This is a genomic window from Quadrisphaera sp. INWT6, from assembly GCF_015390235.1.
Classification (GTDB): Bacteria; Actinomycetota; Actinomycetes; order Actinomycetales; family Quadrisphaeraceae; genus Quadrisphaera.
This window is the reverse complement of the sequence record NZ_VUOH01000005.1, coordinates 69880-87623: the sequence shown is the minus strand read 5'-3', so window position 1 is coordinate 87623 and position 17744 is coordinate 69880. Positions and strand designations below refer to the sequence as shown.

Sequence of the window (17744 nt, the reverse complement as noted above, 5' to 3'; positions counted from 1 at the left end):
TCAGTCGGGGAGCACGAGCACCCGGGCGTGCAGCACGTTGCGCTGCTGCCAGAGCGGTGCGCAGCGCCCGGTGCAGGCCGTCCTCGAGGTAGAGCGCGCCCCGCCACTGCACCACGTGGGCGAACAGGTCGCCGTAGAAGGTGGAGTCCTCCGAGAGGAGGCTGCCCAGGTCGAGCGTGCGCTTGGTGGTGACGAGCTCGTCGAGGCGCACCTGCCGCGGGGCCACCGCCGCCCACTGCCGCGGGGTGGTGAGGCCGTGGTCCGGGTAGGGCCTCGAGTCACCGACGCGAGCGAAGATCACCCGGACCACCCTACGTCGGGGGACCCGCCGAGGGGTCGGGGGCAGGACGCCGGAGGGCCCGGACGACGGTGGTCGTCCGGGCCCTCGAGGGCGGAGGATGCGGGATTTGAACCCGCGAGGGCGTTAACCCAACCCGCGTTCCAGGCGAGCGCCATAGGCCACTAGGCGAATCCTCCGTGGGAGACCCTACCGGACGCCCGGCGCCGCTCGCGGGCGCTCCGCACCTCCGGGCCGCACGGCGGGCGCTACAGTGGTGTCCGGCCCCTCGTGCGGCGCCACCCTGCTGAACTCCCCCAGGGCCGGAAGGCAGCAAGGGCAGGTGGGCTCTGGCGGGTGCGCGAGGGGTCCTTCCCTTCCCGCTCGTGCCCGCACAGCAGCCGCCGTCCACAGGTGCGGCCGGCGCGGGCCCGGACCGTCGGACCCAGCCGGGAGGATGCAGGCGTGGCCACCGCCCTCTACCGCCGCTACCGGCCGGAGACCTTCGCCGAGGTCATCGGGCAGGAGCACGTCACCGACCCGCTGCGCGCGGCGCTGCGCTCCGGCAGGGTCGGCCAGGCCTACCTCTTCTCCGGCCCCCGCGGCTGCGGCAAGACCACGTCGGCGCGGATCCTGGCCCGCTGCCTGAACTGCGCGCAGGGCCCCACCGACACCCCCTGCGGCACCTGCGACAGCTGCGTCGAGCTGGCGCGCGGGGGCCCGGGCAGCCTCGACGTCGTCGAGATCGACGCCGCCAGCCACGGCGGCGTCGACGACGCCCGCGAGCTGCGCGAGCGCGCCACCTTCGCCCCCGCGCGCGACCGGCTCAAGATCTTCATCATCGACGAGGCCCACATGGTGAGCTCGCAGGGCTTCAACGCCCTGCTGAAGATCGTGGAGGAGCCCCCGCCCCACATCGTCTTCCTCTTCGCCACCACCGAGCCCGACAAGGTGCTGGGCACCATCCGCTCCCGCACCCACCACTACCCGTTCCGCCTCGTGCCCCCGCAGGTGCTGCAGGCCCACCTCCAGCAGGTCTGCGACGCCGAGGGCGTCGCCGTCGGCACCGGCGTCCTGCCGCTCGTGGTGCGCGCCGGCGCCGGGTCCGTGCGCGACTCGCTGTCCGTGCTCGACCAGCTGGCCGCCGGCGCCGGCGACGGCGGCATCGACTACGAGGGCGCCGTCTCCCTGCTCGGGTACACCCACGCGACCCTCCTGGACGACGTCACCGCTGCCTTCGCCGCGGGCGACGGCGCCACCGTCTTCCACGTGGTCGACCGCGTCATCTCCTCCGGCCAGGACCCGCGCCGCTTCGTCGACGACCTGCTCCAGCGCCTGCGCGACCTGGTCGTGGTGCTGGCGCTCGGAGACCGCGCCCGGGAGGTCTTCCCCGGGCTGCCGTCCGACCAGCTCGAGCGGATGGCGCTGCAGGCCGCGGGCTTCGGGGCCGCACAGCTCTCGCGCGCGGCCGACCTCGCCAACGCCGCCTCGACGGAGATGACGGGCGCCACCTCGCCGCGGCTGCACCTCGAGCTGCTCTGCGCCCGGATCCTGCTGCCCGCCGCCGACGACGCCGAGCGCGGCCTGGCCGCCCGGCTCGACAGGGTCGAGCGCCGCCTGTCGGTGCCCGGCCAGGTGCCGGCCGCGGGGGAGGTCCCCTTCGCCCAGCGCGCCGAGCGGCCCGCGCCGCTGCCCGGCGCCGCGGCCGCCGGGGTCGAGCAGGGCGCCCCCGCCTCAGCGGCGGAGGGTGAGTCGCGCGGCGCGCAGCACGTCCGCGAGGCGATGGCCCGCCGCCGCGACCCGTCGGCGCCCGCCGAGGCGGTCGGCGCCCCCGCCGCACCGCCCCCCGCGCCTGCTCCCGCCACCGACACCCGCCGAGGCGCCCGCTGCGGCCCCGGTGGCTCCTCGGGAGCCCGAGGCGTCCGCCGCCCGGGAGCGGCCGACCGCGGCTGCCGCCCCGCCCCCGGGGGACGTCGGACCGCAGGACCCGCCGGCAGGCGCCCCCGCCGAGCAGGAGGGCCGGGACGAGCCGAGCACGCCGGCGCGCGCCGAGGAGCGCCCCCAGCAGGCGCCGTCGACCCCGCCGACCCCGTCTCGGCCCGAGGCCGGCCCCGCCGACGCCGACGACTGGGGCGACCGCCCCAGCACGCCGAGCCCCGAGGCCCGCGACGACGCACCGCCGGTCACGGTCCCCGTGTCGCCCGACCCGGTCGGCGGCCCGCCCGCGCAGGACCCGGGCGGCCTCGAGACCACCGAGGCGGTCCGCCGGATGTGGCCCGACGTCCTCGAGCACCTGGCCACGGTCAAGCGCCGAACCTGGACGCGCGTCAGCCAGGACGCCCAGGTCGCGCACGTCGACGAGCAGCGGCTGGTCCTGCAGTTCGCGCGCCCGAACACCCTCCAGGCCTTCAGCATCGGCCCCCACGCTGACTTCGTCCGCGAGTCGCTCATCGCCGTCCTCGGCCTCGACCGCGTCGTCGTCGCCGTCAACGCGGGCGCGCCGCTGCCGCAGGGAGCTGCTGGCACCCCCGCCCGGCCCGCCCCGCAGCCCGCCCCGCAGCCGTCGCAGCAGCCCGCCCCGCAGCCGTCGCAGCAGCAGCGACCGGAGCAGGCCCCCCGGAGCCGGGCGGAGGCGCCCAGCGCGCCCGCCGAGCAGCCCGGCCGGGAGCGGCCCGTCCGCGAGGAGGGCCGTGAGCCCTCCGGCCCCACGGGCACCGGTGCGGCCGCGGGCGACCCCGCAGCACCCGCGGCCGAGCCGGCGGAGACCCCCCGGCGCCCCGAGTCCCGGGAGGCACCGGCGGCGCGCTCGGCGGGCGCTCCCGCCCCGCGCGGGGGCGAGGACGCCGGCAGAGGGGCCCTCGCCCGCCAGCGCACCCGCCAGCGCGGAGCGACCCCGCCCCCGTGGGACGACGTCCCCCCGCCGGAGCCCCCGGACGACGGCGAGCCCCCGCCGCCGGAGTTCGACGACCCGTGGACCGCCGAGGGCCCCTCGCGGTCCTCTCGACCTGCGGCGCCTCCAGCAGCGGCGGCGCAGGCGGCCCCGGTCGCGCGCCAGGCCGCGCCTCCGGCGGACCAGCCGGCCGCGAGGTCCGCTGAGCCGGTGCAGCGCCCCGCCGCACCGGCCGCACCGGCCGCACCAGCTGCCCCGGCCCAGGCGGCCACCAGCGCGCCCGCCGAGCGGCCCGCGCCAGCGCCCCACAGCGGACCCCTGCGCGGTGCTGACCTCGCGCGGTCGGCCATGCGTGCGCGAGCGGTCGGCGGCGGGGGTGCCGGTGGAGCCGACGGCCCGGCGCCCGGCGCCCCGCGGCCGGACGACGAGATCAGCCGCGACGACCCCGACGCCGAGGGCTCGGGCCAGGTCGGCCTCGCCGTCGTCGAGCGGGTGCTGGGCGGACGCGTCCTGTCGGTCGACGAGCGGAGCTGACCGCCTCCGTCGGAGGTGGCACGTAGGCTCGACGCGTGTACGAAGGCGCGGTCCAGGACCTCATCGACGAGCTCGGGCGGCTGCCCGGCGTCGGGCCCAAGAGCGCCCAGCGGCTGGCGTTCCACCTGCTCGCGGCCGACGAGGACGAGGTCGGCCGCCTGGTGACGGCGCTCACCGAGGTCAAGCGCCGCGTCCGCTTCTGCACCGTCTGCGGCAACGTCGCCCAGGACGAGCAGTGCCGCATCTGCCGCGACCCCCGCCGCGACACGACCGCGCTGTGCGTCGTCGAGGAGCCGAAGGACGTCGTCGCCATCGAGCGCACCCGCGAGTACCGCGGCCGCTACCACGTGCTCGGTGGCGCCATCAGCCCCATCGAGGGCGTCGGCCCGGACGACCTGCGCGTCCGCGAGCTGCTGACGCGCCTGGCGTCGGGTGAGGTCACCGAGGTCATCATCGCGACCGACCCGAACCTCGAGGGCGAGGCCACCGCCACCTACCTGGCGCGCATGCTGCGCCCCATGGGCCTGCGCGTGACGCGCCTGGCCTCGGGCCTGCCCGTCGGCGGTGACCTGGAGTACGCCGACGAGGTCACCCTCGGGCGCGCGTTCGAGGGCCGCCGCCTGCTCGACGTCTGAGCAGCACCCCGACCCGGCCACCCGGCCCGCTCCGACCCCGCTGGGGCGGTCTGCGCCACTCCCGGAGTGGCGCAGGGTGGCCCCCGCACCACTCCTGCTGGCGCAGGGCCACCCCGCGCCATCGGCGGGGGCTCGTGGTGGAGAGGCGGAGCCCCGGGCGGCGGCTGAGCGGGTGGTCTCGTGCCCGCTGGGTGACTTCCTGCCCGGGATGAGGGCCTCGAGCCGGGCATCACCCCACCCAGTGGGAGCCAGACCACCCAGTCGACCGCCGAGACCTCCACGGACCGGGACCGCAGGCCGAGGAGTGGGGTGATCTGCGCCATCCCCGGAATGGCACGGGGTGGCCCTGCGCCACTCCTGCTGGCGCAGGGCCACCCCGCGCCAGAAAGGGGGAACCAGCACGCCCGGGCTCGGCGTCTCGGAAGCGGCCGGCCCCGGACGCGCCGGAGGGCGCCCCGCCGCAGCGGGACGCCCTCCGGTGTGGAGCTGTGGTGCTGAGCTGGTGGGCTCAGTCGCCGATGCGCTGCCCGTCCTTCGAGGAGAACAGGTGGATGTGGTTCGCCTTGGGGACCACGCGCACCGTGGCGCCGGCCTGGGGAGGACGGCGGCCGTCGACGCGGGCGATGATCTGCTGCTCGGTCGAGCCCAGCTTGGCGCGGCCGTACAGGTACGCGTCGGCGCCGAGCTCCTCGACGACGTCGACCTCGACGGGCAGGCCGTCGTCAGCGAGGTCGAGGTCCTCGGGGCGAACACCCAGGGTCACGTTCGAGCCGGTCTCCTGGAGGGTGTCGCGGGGGACCGGCACCGTGGTGGAGCCGAACTTCACGCCGCCGTCGACGACGTCCAGGTTCAGCAGGTTCATGGCGGGGGAGCCGATGAAGCCGGCGACGAAGACGTTGTTCGGGTGGTCGTACATGCGGCGGGGGCTGTCGACCTGCATGAGCAGGCCGTCCTTGAGGACCGCCACGCGGTCACCCATCGTCATGGCCTCGACCTGGTCGTGGGTCACGTAGACAGTGGTGACGCCGAGGCGGCGCTGCAGCTGGGCGATCTGCGTGCGGGTCTGCACGCGCAGCTTGGCGTCCAGGTTCGACAGCGGCTCGTCCATGAGGAAGACCTGCGGCTGGCGCACGATGGCGCGGCCCATGGCCACGCGCTGGCGCTGACCGCCCGAGAGGGCCTTCGGCTTGCGCTCGAGGTACTGGGTGAGGTCGAGGATCTTCGCGGCCTCGGCGACGCGGGTCTTGATCTCGTCCTTCTTGACACCGGCGATCTTCAGGGCGAAGCCCATGTTGTCGGCGACGGTCATGTGCGGGTACAGCGCGTAGTTCTGGAACACCATCGCGATGTCGCGGTCCTTGGGCTGCACGTCGGTGACGTCGCGGTCACCGATGAGGATGCGGCCGGAGTTCACGTCCTCCAGGCCGGCCAGCATGCGCAGCGAGGTCGACTTGCCGCAGCCCGAGGGGCCGACGAGGACGAGGAACTCGCCGTCCGCGACCTCGAGGTTCAGCTTGTCGACCGCGGGGCGCTCGCCACCGGGGTACAGACGGGTCGCGTTGTCGTAGACCACAGATGCCATGAGAAGGCGTCCTCCCACCGGCAGGAACGTGCCGGACGATCCGAGTGAGGGACTCCCCGCGGCCAACGGCGGCCACGTGGAGGGCTACCGGCGACCAGCTGCGGACGCCGGTGTCCGAGCGACATCTTGCACCACGGGAAGCGTTCTCGAAACCCCCCTAGCCCCGACTTGTCAGGACATCCGCGAGGAGGCGCTGCAGCAGGGCCGTCACGTCCTCGGGGGTGCCGACGCGGAAGCCCGCCGCCGTGGCGCCGTCGCCGACCTTCACGCCCACGTCCCCGGCGCCCGGCTCCAGGGCCCGGAAGCCGTTCTCGTCGGTCACGTCGTCACCGACGAAGAGCACCGCGGGACGCGCACCGGAGGAGCCCGCGAGCCGGTCGCGCAGGGCCACGAGGGCGCGGCCCTTGTCGGCGTCGACGACGCTGAGCTCGACGACCTCCTTGCCCTCGAGGGCCTTCACGCCGTCCCGGCGCGCCGGGCCGTCGAGCACCGCCCGCGCGGAGGCCGCCGCGGCGTCGCGGGGGGCGCGGCGCGTGTGCAGCACCACGCCGGCGGGCTTGTGCTCCACCTCGGTGCCCGGGTGGGCCTCGACCACGGCCGTCACCTCGCCGACCAGCCGCTCCAGGAGGGAGGCCTGCTCGGGCGTCAGGTCGGTGGGGACGCCGTCGCCCTCGGCGCCGTGGCTGGCGACCAGCAGGGCCCCGGCCGGAGGGCCGCTGACCTCGCGCAGCGAGGCCATGGACCGGCCGCTGACCAGCGCCACCGCCACCCGGTCGGCGCGCGCCAGGGCCTCGACCGCCTCGGCCGAGGCGGGCAGCGCGCGGGCCGCGCCGGCCTTCTCGACGATGGGCGCGACGACGCCGTCGAAGTCGAGCGCCACCAGCAGCGACCCCCGCCCCGGCCAGCCGGTTCAGCGCCTCGGCCAGGTCGTCGGGCAGGCCGGTGGGCAGGTCGCCGGGGGCAGCGCCGCTCACGACTGCCCCGCCGTCGCCTGCGCGTGCTCGGAGACGGTGGTGCCCGAGCCGTGACCGGTCTCCAGCGCCGCGAGGAACTGCTCCGCCCAGCGGGTCACGTCGTGGGTGCGGACCCGTCGCCGCAGCTGGCGCATCCGGCGGGCCTGCTCCTTCTCGTCCATCTGCAGCGCCTGGGCGACGGTGCGCTTCAGGCCGGAGATGTCGTGGGGGTTGACCAGCAGCGAGCCGTTCAGCTCGTCGGCGGCCCCGGTGAACTCGCTGAGCACCAGCACGCCGCGCTCGTCGAGCCGGGAGGCCGCGTACTCCTTGGCCACGAGGTTCATGCCGTCGCGCAGCGCCGTCACGAGCATCACGTCGGCGGCCTGGTACAGCGCCGACATCTCCTCGCGCGGCTGGTTGTGGTGCAGGTAGTGCACGGCCGCGCGGCCGATGGTGCCGTGCTCGCCGTTGATGCGCCCGACCGCCAGCTCGATCTCGTCGCGCAGCTGCCGGTAGCTGTCGACCCGCTCGCGGCTGGGGGTGGCCACCTGCACGAAGACGGTGTCCTCGGGGTCGACGACGCCGTCGTCCAGCAGCTCCCCGTACGCCTTGAGGCGGTGCATGATCCCCTTGGTGTAGTCGAGCCTGTCGACGCCGAGGAGCAGCTTGCGGGGCGCCCCGAGCTCGAAGCGCACCTCCGTCACCCGAGACTGCACCGACTCGCGACCGGCGAGCTCCTCGAACGCGGGGGTGTCGATCGAGATCGGGAACGCCGCGGCGTGCACCTCGCGCTGCGCGCCGCCCTCGTCCGTGACGGTGATGCGGTGGCGGCGGCTGTCGATGCCCAGCAGTCGGCGGCACACCCGCAGGAAGTTGTTCGCGTCGGACTGCCGCTGGAAGCCCAGCAGGTCGGCGCCGAGCAGGCCCTCGACCACCTGGCGGCGCCACGGCATCTGCGCGAACAGCTCGTACGGCGGGAAGGGGATGTGGTTGAAGAAGCCGATCTTCAGGTCGGGGCGCAGCTCGCGCAGCGCCGCCGGGACCAGCTGCAGCTGGTAGTCCTGCACCCACACCGTGGCCCCCTGGGCGGCCTGCGCCGCCGCGGCCTCGGCGAAGCGCCGGTTGACCCGCACGTACGCGTCCCACCAGGCGCGGTGGTAGGTCGGGACGGCGATGACGTCGTGGTAGAGCGGCCACAGGGTGTCGTTGGAGAAGCCCTCGTAGTAGGTCGAGACCTCCTCCTCCGACAGCGGCACCGGGACCAGGCGCATCTCGTCGGTGTCGAAGGGCTCCGGAGCCTCGCCGGCGTCCCCGCTCCAGCCGACCCAGGCGCCGTCGGCCTGCCGCATCACGGGTTCCAGCGCCGTCACCAGGCCGCCGGGGGAGGTCCGCCAGGTCACCTCGCCGTCGTCGGCGACCACGCGGTCGACGGGAAGGCGGTTGGCCACCACCACGAAGTCGTACTCGCCAGCGCCCTCGGTCACGCGCCGCCATCTCCTCGAGCTCCGGCGACCGACCCGACCAGACCTGGGCCGACCGTCCGGGTCGACCCTAGGCGGGGCCCCGGCCGCCCGCGATCTCGCGGTGTCCCCCGCGCCGGTCCACCACCTCCCCGGCACTCCTCAGCGACGCCTCAGCCGCCGCGGCGCGCGCGGAGCGACGCGGGAGCCCGCTGCCGCGTACCGTGGCCGGGTGGACGCCACGACCTCTGCGGGGACCCCTCCGCAGGCAGCGCCCGCCACCCCCTCCGTCGTCGGCCGCCTCGGCCCCTACCGCCTGCTCCAGGTCATCGGCGGCGGCGGCATGGGCGTGGTGCACCTCGGCCTGGACCCCGCCGGCCGCGCCGTGGCCATCAAGGTGCTGCGGCCCCACGTCGCCGCCGACCCGTCGGCGCGCAGCCGCCTGGCCCGCGAGGTCGACGCCCTCCAGCGGGTCCGCTCGCCCCGCGTCGCCGAGGTGCTCGACGCCGACCCGAGCGCCGAGCAGCCCTACGTCGTCACCGAGTTCGTGCCCGCGCCCCCGCTCGACGTCCTGGTCGAGCGGGAGGGTCCCCTCACCGGGCGCGCGCTGGGCCGCATCGGCCTGGCCTGGGCGACGCGCTCGCGGCGATCCACGCCGCCGGCGTCGTCCACCGCGACCTCAAGCCCGGCAACGTGCTCGTCTCCGACGGCGAGCCCGTCGTCATCGACTTCGGGATCGCGCAGGTCGCCGACGACGTCCGCCTCACCAGCGCCGGCCTGGTCATGGGCACCCCCGGCTACCTCTCCCCGGAGGTGCTCGACGGCGCGTCCGTGGCCACGTCGGGCGACTGGTGGGGGTGGGCCGCGACGCTGGCCTTCGCCGCCACCGGCCGCCCGCCCTTCGGCCGCGGCCCCACCGAGGCCGTGCTCTCGCGCGTCCGGCGCGGCGCCGCCGACCTGACCGGCGCCCCCGAGCCCCTCGTCGAGCTGCTCGCCGCGGCGCTGTCGGCGGACCCGGCCCTGCGGCCGCCGCCGCGCCGGCTGCGCCAGGCCGTGCAGGCCCTCGCCGACGGGGCCGCCGACGGCGCCTGGCCGGTGCCGGGCACGCCGACCTCCAGCGCGCGGACCACGGCGCTCCCCGCGCGCACCGCCGCCCCGCAGGGGGCGCCGCACGCCGCGCCGCCGCCGACCGGGCTGCACCACCGCCCCGCGGAGGGCACCGTCCAGCTGCCCGAGGCCGCGGCCCCGCTGGCGGGCGCCCCGCCCGAGGCGGCACCCGTGCCGTGGCCCGAGCCCTCCGGAGCGACGACGCCGGACGCGGCCCCCACGGCGGCGCTCGCGGCGGCGCCGGTGGAGCGCACCCGGGCCCTGCCCTCCGAGGAGCCGCGCGAGAGCGCCGGCCAGCGGCACGCAGGGCACCCGGCGGACCGCTCCCACGACCGCACGCAGGCGTTCGGCCCGACCGCCGCCGCGCCCCCCACCGAGCTGCACGAGCCCCGCTCCCACGACCGCACGCAGGCGTTCGGCCCGACCGCCGCCGCGCCCCCCACCGAGCTGCACGAGCCCCGCTCCCCGTACGAGCAGCCCCGCCCCGTGACCCGGCGCCCCGAGCCCGCCACCGAGCAGCTGCGCCCCGCCGGCCGCGAGCTCCACCTCGACCCCTCGCACGACCAGCACCACGAGCTCGACCGCCACCACGACCAGCGCCGGGCGCCCGAGCCCCCGTCGCCGTACGCGCCGATCGGCGACCACGACGCGGTCCGGGCCGACCGCGGGCGCCCCGCCACCAGCGCCGTCCTGCTGCTCCTGCTGCTCGTGGCGGTGGCCCTCGGCGCCGTCGCCCCGCTGGTGGCGGCGATGGGGGTCGCGGTGGCCGCCGTGCTCGGCCGCACCGTCGACCGCGCCGTGGCCGCCTCGGTGCGGCGCCGGTACGAGCGCGGTCCGCGCCGGTCCGACGGCGCCGTCGTCGCGTTCGCCCTGCCCGGCCAGCTGCTGCTCGCCGCGCTGGCGTCGGTGCCCGCCCTGCTCCTGCCGGCGGCGATGGCGCTGAGCACGGCGTTCCTCGTCGGCTGGGCCATCGCCCCTCAGAGCACGCCGGTGCCGGGGCAGGCGCTGCCGCTGGCCGCCGCCGTGCTCGTGGGCACGGTCACCGCCTGGTGGGGCCCCGGCAGCCGGTCGCTGCGCCGCGGCACCCGCACCGCGGCGCGCGGCGCGCTCCCGGGACGCACGTCGAGCCTGGTCGCGGTGGCCGTGCTGGCCCTGCTGCTGCTCGCGTGCGTGCTCGTGGTGGTCTCGGCCGGCGGCCAGCCCGACTGGGCCCCCCTGGTGCAGGCGCCGTTCGGGCTGGGCTGACCGGACGGCTGGGAGCGGCCTGCGAAGCCGGTCACACACCGGTCACGACGGCCGGGGGCGGCGCAGAGCGGCGCTTACCCTGGTGGTCGCCCTGATCCCTGGAGGACCCCCCGTGCCCGACCGGCCCAGCACCAAGGACGCCCGCCGCGAGGCGGCCCGTGAGAAGTCGCGCCAGATGCGCGAGCTCGAGGCCCGCAAGAAGCGCCGCAACCGCGTGCTCGCCATCAGCGCCGGCGTCGTCGCCGTCGTGCTCGTCATCGGGTTCGTGGCGCTCGCCATCACCCGCAGCGGCGGCAGCGCCGACGCCAGCGCCACCCCGCCGGGCGTCACCGCCGACGGCGGCATCGAGGTGGGCCAGGCGAGCGCGCCGCACACCGTGACGATCTTCCAGGACTACCAGTGCCCGGTCTGCAAGCAGTACGAGGCGGCCGTCGGCCCGTGGCTCGACGAGCAGGTGCAGGCCGGCACGGTGAAGCTCGACTACCGACCGCTGAACTTCCTGGACCAGCGGCTCCGGCAGGACTACTCCACCCGCGCCGCCAACGCCGCGTACTGCGTGGCGGGGGAGGTGCCGAACGGCGCTGACTTCTACAAGTTCAACACCGCGATGTACCTGGAGCAGCCGGAGGAGGGGCCGGCGGCCTCACCGACAGCAGGCTCATCTCCATCGCGCAGTCGGCGGGCGCCGACGTCGGCCCCTGCATCGCCAGCCGGCCGTACGAGGACTTCGTGCAGCAGAAGAACGACGCCGCGTTCGACCTCACGGACGCCTCCGGCACCCGGACGGTCGGTGGCACGCCCACCGTGCTCGTCGACGGGAAGCTGCTCACCGGCGCTGACGGCGCGACCGTCAACGCCCCCTCGCAGGACCAGCTCGCCACCGCCCTCGGCGTGAGCGCCTGATGGCCACGGGCAGCCTGAGGCCGCCGGCGCCCCCCGCGCCGAACGGTGGCGCCGCGGGCGAGCGGACGATCTCCGCCGACCCGGTGCCGCAGCGCCGCCTCGGGCTGCTCCTGGTCGTCGGCGGGGTGATCGGCTTCCTCGCCGCCTTCACCCTGACCGTCGAGCGCATCAAGCTCGCGGGAGACCCCACCGCCGCGCTCTCGTGCGACATCAACCCGTTCATCTCCTGCGGGTCGGTCATGACCACGTGGCAGGCGCGGCTGTTCGGCTTCCCGAACCCGCTCATCGGCATCGCCGCGTTCACGGTCGCCACGACGCTGGGCGTGCTGCTGCTCTCGCGCACGCCGCTGCCGCGCTGGGTGCGGCTGGGCTGGCAGGTGGGCATCACCCTGGGCTTCGTGTTCATCGCCTGGCTGATCAGCCAGAGCCTGTACGTCATCGGCGCCCTGTGCCCGTACTGCATGGTCGCCTGGGCGGTGGTGATCCCGATGTTCTGGACCACGACCGTCGACAGCCTCGACCGGGGTGTGGTCCCGGTGCCCGAGGGGGCCCGCCGGCTGGTGGCGGGACTCGTCGAGTACCGCCTGCTCCTGACGGTGGTCTCGTACGCCGTCGTCGTCCTGCTCATCGGGCAGGCGTTCTGGAGCCAGTGGGTCGCGCTCGTCTGACCGGTCTCCGAGGGCCCGGCCCGCCGAGCGGGCTAGGCGCCGAGCGTCGAGGCGCGCAGCACCAGCCGCGACGGCACCACCGTGCGCTCCGGCACGGGGCGGCCCTCCACGGCGTCCAGGAGCAGCCGCGCCGCGGTGCGTCCCACCTCCTGCAGCCGCAGGTCGACCGTGGTCAGCGGCGGGCGGCTGGCCAGGGCCATGACCTCCCAGTCGTCGACACCGGTGACCGCCACGTCACCGGGCACCGAGCGCCCCAGCTCGCGCAGGCGGTCGCAGACCCCGCGCGCCACCTGGTCGCTGCCGCAGGTGATGCCGTCGAGGTCGGGGTGGCGGGCCAGCAGCACGTCGACCGCCTGGCGCCCCCACTGCTCGGTCCACTCCCCGAAGAGGGGCTCCCCGGCCAGCACCCCTGCACCGGGCCCCCCGAGGGCCTCGACCACCGCGGAGGCCCGGGCGCTGGCGCTGTGGTGCTCGCGCCACCCGGTCACGTGCGCGATGCGCCGCCGGCCCAGGTCGAGCAGGTGGCGGGCGGCCTCGGCGGCGCCGCCCGCGTCGTCGACGACGACGCTGGTGTCGCCCGGGCGCGCCGACGGCTGGAAGGCGTGGACGACCGGCACTCCGGGGGCCAGCGGCCCCAGCGGCGGCCGGGGGTCGGTGCGCCGTCCCGTCACGAGGATCCCGTCGACCCGGCGGGCCGCGAGCTTGCGCAGGTGGTGCTGCTCGCGCACCGGGTCGTCGCGGGTGTCGCACAGGAGCAGCGCCATGTCACCGGCGCCGAGCGCGTCCTCGGCGCCGAGCAGCACGGGCAGGGTGAACCTGCCGACGCTGTCGGTGGTGATGACCCCGACGATGAAGCTGCGCCCCGAGCGCAGGGTGCGCCCCGCGCCGTCGGGGGTGAAGCCCAGCTGGTCTGCGGCTGCCCGCACGCGGTCGACGGTCTGCTGGCGCAGCTGCCCGGTGCCGTTGAGGGCCTTCGACGCGGTGCCGGGCGAGACGCCCGCGAGGGCGGCGACGTCGACGATGCGCGGCGCGCCGCGTGACGCTCCGCCGCCCGGTCCTGCTGCCACGCCGACCTCCTCCGCACGCCACCAGCGGCGTTCCGAGTTTTCCGGAACCTACCAAGCGCTGAGGTCCCGAGACCAGTTGTGACCATGCGCTCTTGCGGTCTACGGTTCAGGAAATCGTGTTCCTCCCGCACCGCCGCGACCGATGGAGCCCCCCATGACGAGCACCACCTCCGCCCCCGCCGCGCAGGCCGCGCCGACCGCCGGCCCGGCCGCCCCGACGCCCGGCACCACGCCCCTGCGCCCGCTGGCCCCGGGGGCCGCGCGCATCACCGGCGGCTGGTGGGCCGACCGCCAGCGCGCCAACCGCGAGAACGCCATCCCCACCGGCCGCGAGCGCCTCGAGAGCGCCGGCAACCTCACCAACCTGCGCATCGCCGCGGGCAGCGCCCCCGAGGGGGCAGCGATCACCGGTCCGATCTTCATGGACTCCGACGTCTACAAGTGGCTCGAGGCCGCCGCGTGGGAGTTCGGCCGCGAGCCCAGCGACCAGCTGCTCGGGTGGATCCGCGAGCTGACCGCCGAGGTGGCGGCCGCCCAGGCCGAGGACGGCTACCTCGACTCGGTGGTGCAGGAGCAGGACGGGTCCCTCGGGCCCCGCGGCCGGTACTCCGACCTGCCGTGGAGCCACGAGATGTACTGCGCTGGCCACCTCTTCCAGGCCGCCGTCGCCGTCTCCCGCGCCACCGGCGAGAAGGGCCTGCTCGAGGTCGCCGTGAAGCTGGCCGACCACCTCGACGCCACCTTCGGCGACGGCGAGGGCCAGCGCCGCGACGTCGACGGCCACCCCGTGGTCGAGATGGGCCTGGTCGAGCTGTTCCGCGAGACCGGCGAGCGCCGCTACCTCGAGCTGGCCAGCTGGATGGTGGAGGCCCGCGGCACGGGCATCATCGAGGGCCACGGCAAGGAGCCCACGTACTTCTCCGACCGCGTGCGGGTCCGCGAGGCGACCACGGTCGAGGGCCACGCCGTGCGCGCCGTCTACCTGACCGCGGGCGCGGCCGACGTCGCCACCGAGACCGGCGACGCCGAGCTCCTCGCCGCCCTGGGCCGGCAGTTCGACCACATGCTGGCCACCAAGACCTACATCACCGGCGGGCTCGGCTCGCGCTGGGACATGGAGGCCTTCGGCGACCCCTACGAGCTGCCCAGCGACCGCGCCTACGCCGAGACCTGCGCCGCCATCGGCGGGATCCAGTGGGCGTGGCGGATGCTGCTGGCCACCGGTGAGACCAAGTACGCCGACGTCGCCGAGCGCATGCTGCACAACGGGTTCCCCGCCGGTGTCTCGCTGAGCGGTGACGAGTACTTCTACGTCAACCCGCTGCAGTTCCGCGACGGGTCGCACGCCAACGAGAACCGCAGCCCCGCCCACGGGCGCCGCGGCTGGTTCCTCTGCGCCTGCTGCCCCCCCAACATCATGCGGACCTGGTCGAGCCTCGACGGCTACCTGGCCACGTCCGACGACGACGGCGTCCAGCTCCACCTGTACGCGCCCAGCACGGTCAGCGCCGAGGTGCGCGGCGCCCGGGTCCGCCTCGAGGTCGAGACCGACTACCCCCGCGAGGGGTCGGTGCGCGTGCGCGTCGCCGAGGTCGACGGCGAGGCGGGGGAGTGGACCCTGTCGCTGCGCGTCCCGGGGTGGGCCCGGGGCGCGTCCCTGACCGTCGCCGGTGAGCAGCACGAGGCGCCCGCCGGTGCCTACGCCCGCGCCGCCCGCACCTGGGCGGTCGGTGACGTGGTCGAGCTCGAGCTGCCGATGGCGGTCCGCCTCTCGCGGGCCGACCGCCGGGTCGACGACGCCCGCGGCGCCGTGGCCCTGGAGCGCGGCCCGCTCGTCTACGCCCTCGAGCAGGCCGACCAGCCCGAGGGGGTCGTGGTCGACGACGTCGTCGTCGACACCGGCGCGCCCGTCACCGAGGAGCGCACCGACGCCCTGGGCGGCGTGGTGCTGCTGCACCTGCGCGGGCGCTCCGGCGGCCACGAGGCCGGCGGCGCCACCTGGCTGCCCGCGGGCGACGCGCAGCCCGCCGCGGGGGAGGACGTCGAGCTCACGGCCGTGCCCTACGCGGTCTGGGCGAACCGCGGCGTCGGCCCGATGCGGGTCTGGCTGCCGACCAGCTGAAGGACCACCCGCGGGGGGCGCGGGTGGACGACGGACGGGGAGGGGGCGCGACGGTGCGCTCGAGACGGGAGTTCCTGGCCCTGGCGGGCCTCGCGGGGGTGGCCCCGCTGCTGGCGAGCTGCGGCAGCGGGGTGCTCCCGGCGCCCGACACCGCCGCGGCGGGCTTCGGGGAGGAGGCCACGGGCGTGCTGCGCCTGTGGGCCCGCTCCGACACCCAGACCGGCACGCAGGCGGTGGTCGACGCCTTCCACGCCAGCCAGGACCGCATCCGGGTCGAGCTGACGCCGGTGCTCGGCACGCAGTACGTCACCAAGCTGGCGACGGCGATCCGCGCCCGCGCGGTGCCCGACCTGCTGGCGATGAACGACATCGACACGATCCTGTTCATCGTCCGCGACGTCTTCACCGACCTGACGGACCTGGTGGCCCAGCTGCCCGGGCGCGAGCGCCTCAGCCCCGGCCAGCTGGACCTGTCGACCCTGGACGACCGCGTCTACGGGCTGCCGTTCCTCGCCGACAACTCCGTGCTCTGGCACAACGCCGAGCTCATGGACCGCGCCGGCGTCGACCCGGCCACCGCGCTGACCACCCTGCCCGGGTGCCTCGACGCCGCCCGCGCCGTCCGGGAGCTGGGCGCCGACACCTACGGCTGGTCGCTGGCCGCGAACGCCTCGGGGATCATCGGCTTCGTCACCCAGCCGCACACCTGGGCCGCCGGCACCGACGTGATCACCGGCGAGGTGGGGTCGCAGCGCGGCGCCGTGGAGGGCAACCAGGCCCTGCGGGCCGTCCTAGACCACCACCGCACGATGTGGGCGGAGGGCCTCATGCCGCCGGGGAACTTCTCCGACACCGGCACCAGCTGGGGGTCCGACTTCACCGCCGGCACCGTCGGCCTGCTGCCCGGCAACTACTTCGCCGCGGTCATGGGCCAGGATGAGGCCGTCACCTCCCGCACCGGCGTCTCGCTGCTCCCGGGCCCGACCGGCGGCTCGGCCTTCTTCACCGGCGGCGACAACCTCTGCATCCCCCGCGGCGCGCAGAACGCCTCGGCGGCGTGGGAGTTCACGAAGTTCGCCCTCGAGGTGGAGCAGCAGTCGAAGCTCCCGGCCGGCGGGTACTTCCCCGTGCGGTCCGACGCCGCCACCGACGAGTACCGGGCCACCTACCCGCTGGCCGTGGCCCCGCTGGAGCAGATCGACACCGGCTACGCCCCGCGGACGCTGTCGTACAACCTGCTCTACAACCAGCCCGACAGCCCCTACTTCGAGATGTTCCGCCGGGCGGTCTTCGACGGCGACGTCGACGGGGCGATGGCCTCCGCGCAGGCCCGCTACGACCGCGTCCTCGAGCAGGCCCAGCGATGAGCGCCACGACCCCTCGCGCCGGGACCCCCTCGGCCACCCGGGCCAGCCGCCGCTACGGCACCATCACGCACCGCTCGTCGACGGGCCTGCTGCTGGTGCTGCCGGCGCTCGCGTTCATCGTCGTCTTCGTGCTGGTGCCGTTCGTCTTCGCGATCGGCATCTCCTTCACCAACTGGCCCCTGGTCGGCGCCTTCCGCTTCATCGGGCTGGAGAACTTCGCGGCCATCCCCGGCGACACCGCGTTCTGGAAGGCCGTCGGCTACACGCTCCTCTACACGGCGATCGTCACCGGGCCGATCCTGCTGGTCGGCTACCTGATGGCGGTGGTGGTGCGGGCGAACCGCCGCGGCTCGACGGTGCTGCGCACCCTGTTCTTCCTCCCCTACGTCATCGGGCTCTCGACGCTCAGCTTCCTGCTGGTGCTCGAGGCGCAGCCCGGCAGCGGCGCGGTGAACCTGGTGCTCCAGGGCCTCGGGATCACCGACGGGCAGACCGCGTGGTTCACCTCCGGACCCCTGGCCACCGTGCTGATCAGCCTGCTGGTGGTGTGGGGCGTCTCGGGGCTGACCATGGTGCTGCTGCTGGCCGGCATGCAGGCCGTGCCGCGGGAGGTCCACGAGTCGGCGGAGGTCGACGGCGCCACGTGGTGGCAGCGCGAGCGCAGCATCACCCTGCCCATGCTGCGGCGGCCGATCGCGATGAGCCTGATCCTCTCGGTGATCGGCTCGTTCCTGGCCTTCTCGCAGTTCTTCATCCTCACCCAGGGCGGGCCCGGGACCGACACCACGCCGGTGGTGCTCGCCATCTACAACCGCGCGTTCGTGCAGCTCCAGGTCGGGTCGGCGACGGCGCTGTCCCTGGTGCTGGTGCTGGTGGTCGCCCTCGTGACCGCCGCCCAGTTCTGGCTGCTCCGCGAGAAGGACTGAGGCCCACC

At 75.7% G+C, this 17744-nt stretch carries 12 protein-coding genes, 1 tRNA gene, 1 other RNA gene and 2 pseudogenes; 10 read left to right on the top strand and 6 right to left on the bottom strand.

Features of this window, described 5'->3' with window-relative positions; all coding sequences use genetic code 11:
• Both F1641_RS20130 and F1641_RS15310 read right to left on the bottom strand, forming a co-directional pair.
• A pseudogene (locus F1641_RS20130) lies at positions 1-301 on the bottom strand (type II toxin-antitoxin system VapB family antitoxin).
• Positions 302-392: 91 nt separating this feature from the next.
• Positions 393-477 (bottom strand) — tRNA-Ser (locus F1641_RS15310).
• 80 nt (positions 478-557) lie between these two features.
• Between F1641_RS15310 and ffs the strand changes: the two genes are divergently transcribed.
• The 3 genes from ffs to recR all read left to right on the top strand — a co-directional run bounded on the left by ffs (position 558) and on the right by recR (position 4336).
• An RNA gene (gene ffs, locus F1641_RS15305) (signal recognition particle sRNA small type) lies at positions 558-654 on the top strand.
• Positions 655-742: 88 nt separating this feature from the next.
• A complete protein-coding gene (locus F1641_RS15300; protein ID WP_206691293.1) occupies positions 743-2707 on the top strand; it encodes a DNA polymerase III subunit gamma and tau in 1965 nt (654 codons plus the stop codon).
• A 1029-nt stretch (positions 2708-3736) separates the two neighbouring features.
• Positions 3737-4336: a recombination mediator RecR gene (recR, locus tag F1641_RS15295; RefSeq protein WP_194907087.1), complete on the top strand. Its 600-nt coding sequence runs from the start codon at positions 3737-3739 to the stop codon at positions 4334-4336.
• 508 nt (positions 4337-4844) lie between these two features.
• Here recR and F1641_RS15290 read toward each other — a convergent pair.
• The 3 genes from F1641_RS15290 to otsA form a co-directional block, all read right to left on the bottom strand.
• Entirely contained in the window at positions 4845-5918 is a 1074-nt protein-coding gene (locus F1641_RS15290) for an ABC transporter ATP-binding protein (RefSeq protein WP_194907084.1), read from the bottom strand.
• 157 nt (positions 5919-6075) lie between these two features.
• The gene (gene otsB / locus F1641_RS15285; RefSeq protein ID WP_206691292.1) at positions 6076-6798 is read right to left on the bottom strand and encodes a trehalose-phosphatase; all 723 of its coding nucleotides are present in this window, start codon (positions 6796-6798) and stop codon (positions 6076-6078) included.
• A 90-nt stretch (positions 6799-6888) separates the two neighbouring features.
• On the bottom strand, positions 6889-8355 hold the full coding sequence (otsA, locus tag F1641_RS15280; protein WP_194907082.1) for an alpha,alpha-trehalose-phosphate synthase (UDP-forming): 1467 nt from the start codon (positions 8353-8355) through the stop codon (positions 6889-6891).
• A 100-nt stretch (positions 8356-8455) separates the two neighbouring features.
• On the opposite strand from otsA, the pseudogene F1641_RS23980 reads away from it, so the two are divergent.
• From F1641_RS23980 to F1641_RS15265, 4 genes and pseudogenes are all read left to right on the top strand, one after another.
• A pseudogene (locus F1641_RS23980) lies at positions 8456-8929 on the top strand (protein kinase); the annotation flags it as partial.
• A gap of 29 nt (positions 8930-8958) precedes the next feature.
• A complete protein-coding gene (locus F1641_RS15275) occupies positions 8959-10683 on the top strand; it encodes a serine/threonine-protein kinase (RefSeq protein WP_255514916.1) in 1725 nt (574 codons plus the stop codon).
• Between the two features lie 112 nt (positions 10684-10795).
• Positions 10796-11578 carry a thioredoxin domain-containing protein gene (locus F1641_RS15270; protein ID WP_194907080.1) on the top strand — a complete coding sequence of 261 codons (783 nt, stop codon included), beginning with the start codon at positions 10796-10798 and terminating at the stop codon, positions 11576-11578.
• 7 nt (positions 11579-11585) lie between these two features.
• Positions 11586-12254, top strand: coding sequence for a vitamin K epoxide reductase family protein (locus F1641_RS15265; RefSeq protein WP_194907078.1), 669 nt, complete (start codon positions 11586-11588; stop codon positions 12252-12254).
• 32 nt (positions 12255-12286) lie between these two features.
• Here the strand turns inward: F1641_RS15265 and F1641_RS15260 are convergent, their stop codons facing one another.
• Positions 12287-13321: a LacI family DNA-binding transcriptional regulator gene (locus F1641_RS15260; RefSeq protein ID WP_194907076.1), complete on the bottom strand. Its 1035-nt coding sequence runs from the start codon at positions 13319-13321 to the stop codon at positions 12287-12289.
• Positions 13322-13475: 154 nt separating this feature from the next.
• On the opposite strand from F1641_RS15260, the gene F1641_RS15255 reads away from it, so the two are divergent.
• The 3 genes from F1641_RS15255 to F1641_RS15245 are packed head-to-tail and all read left to right on the top strand — an operon-like array spanning position 13476 to position 17736.
• Positions 13476-15443 (top strand): glycoside hydrolase family 127 protein, encoded by a 1968-nt coding sequence (locus tag F1641_RS15255; protein ID WP_194907074.1) that lies wholly within the window; start codon positions 13476-13478, stop codon positions 15441-15443.
• A gap of 53 nt (positions 15444-15496) precedes the next feature.
• Positions 15497-16810: an extracellular solute-binding protein gene (locus F1641_RS15250; RefSeq protein WP_194907072.1), complete on the top strand. Its 1314-nt coding sequence runs from the start codon at positions 15497-15499 to the stop codon at positions 16808-16810.
• Positions 16807-17736, top strand: a complete 930-nt coding sequence (locus F1641_RS15245) for a carbohydrate ABC transporter permease (protein ID WP_194907070.1) — start codon at positions 16807-16809, stop codon at positions 17734-17736. The genes F1641_RS15250 and F1641_RS15245 overlap by 4 nt, the downstream gene beginning before the upstream one ends.
• The last annotated feature ends 8 nt before the right edge of the window (positions 17737-17744 follow it).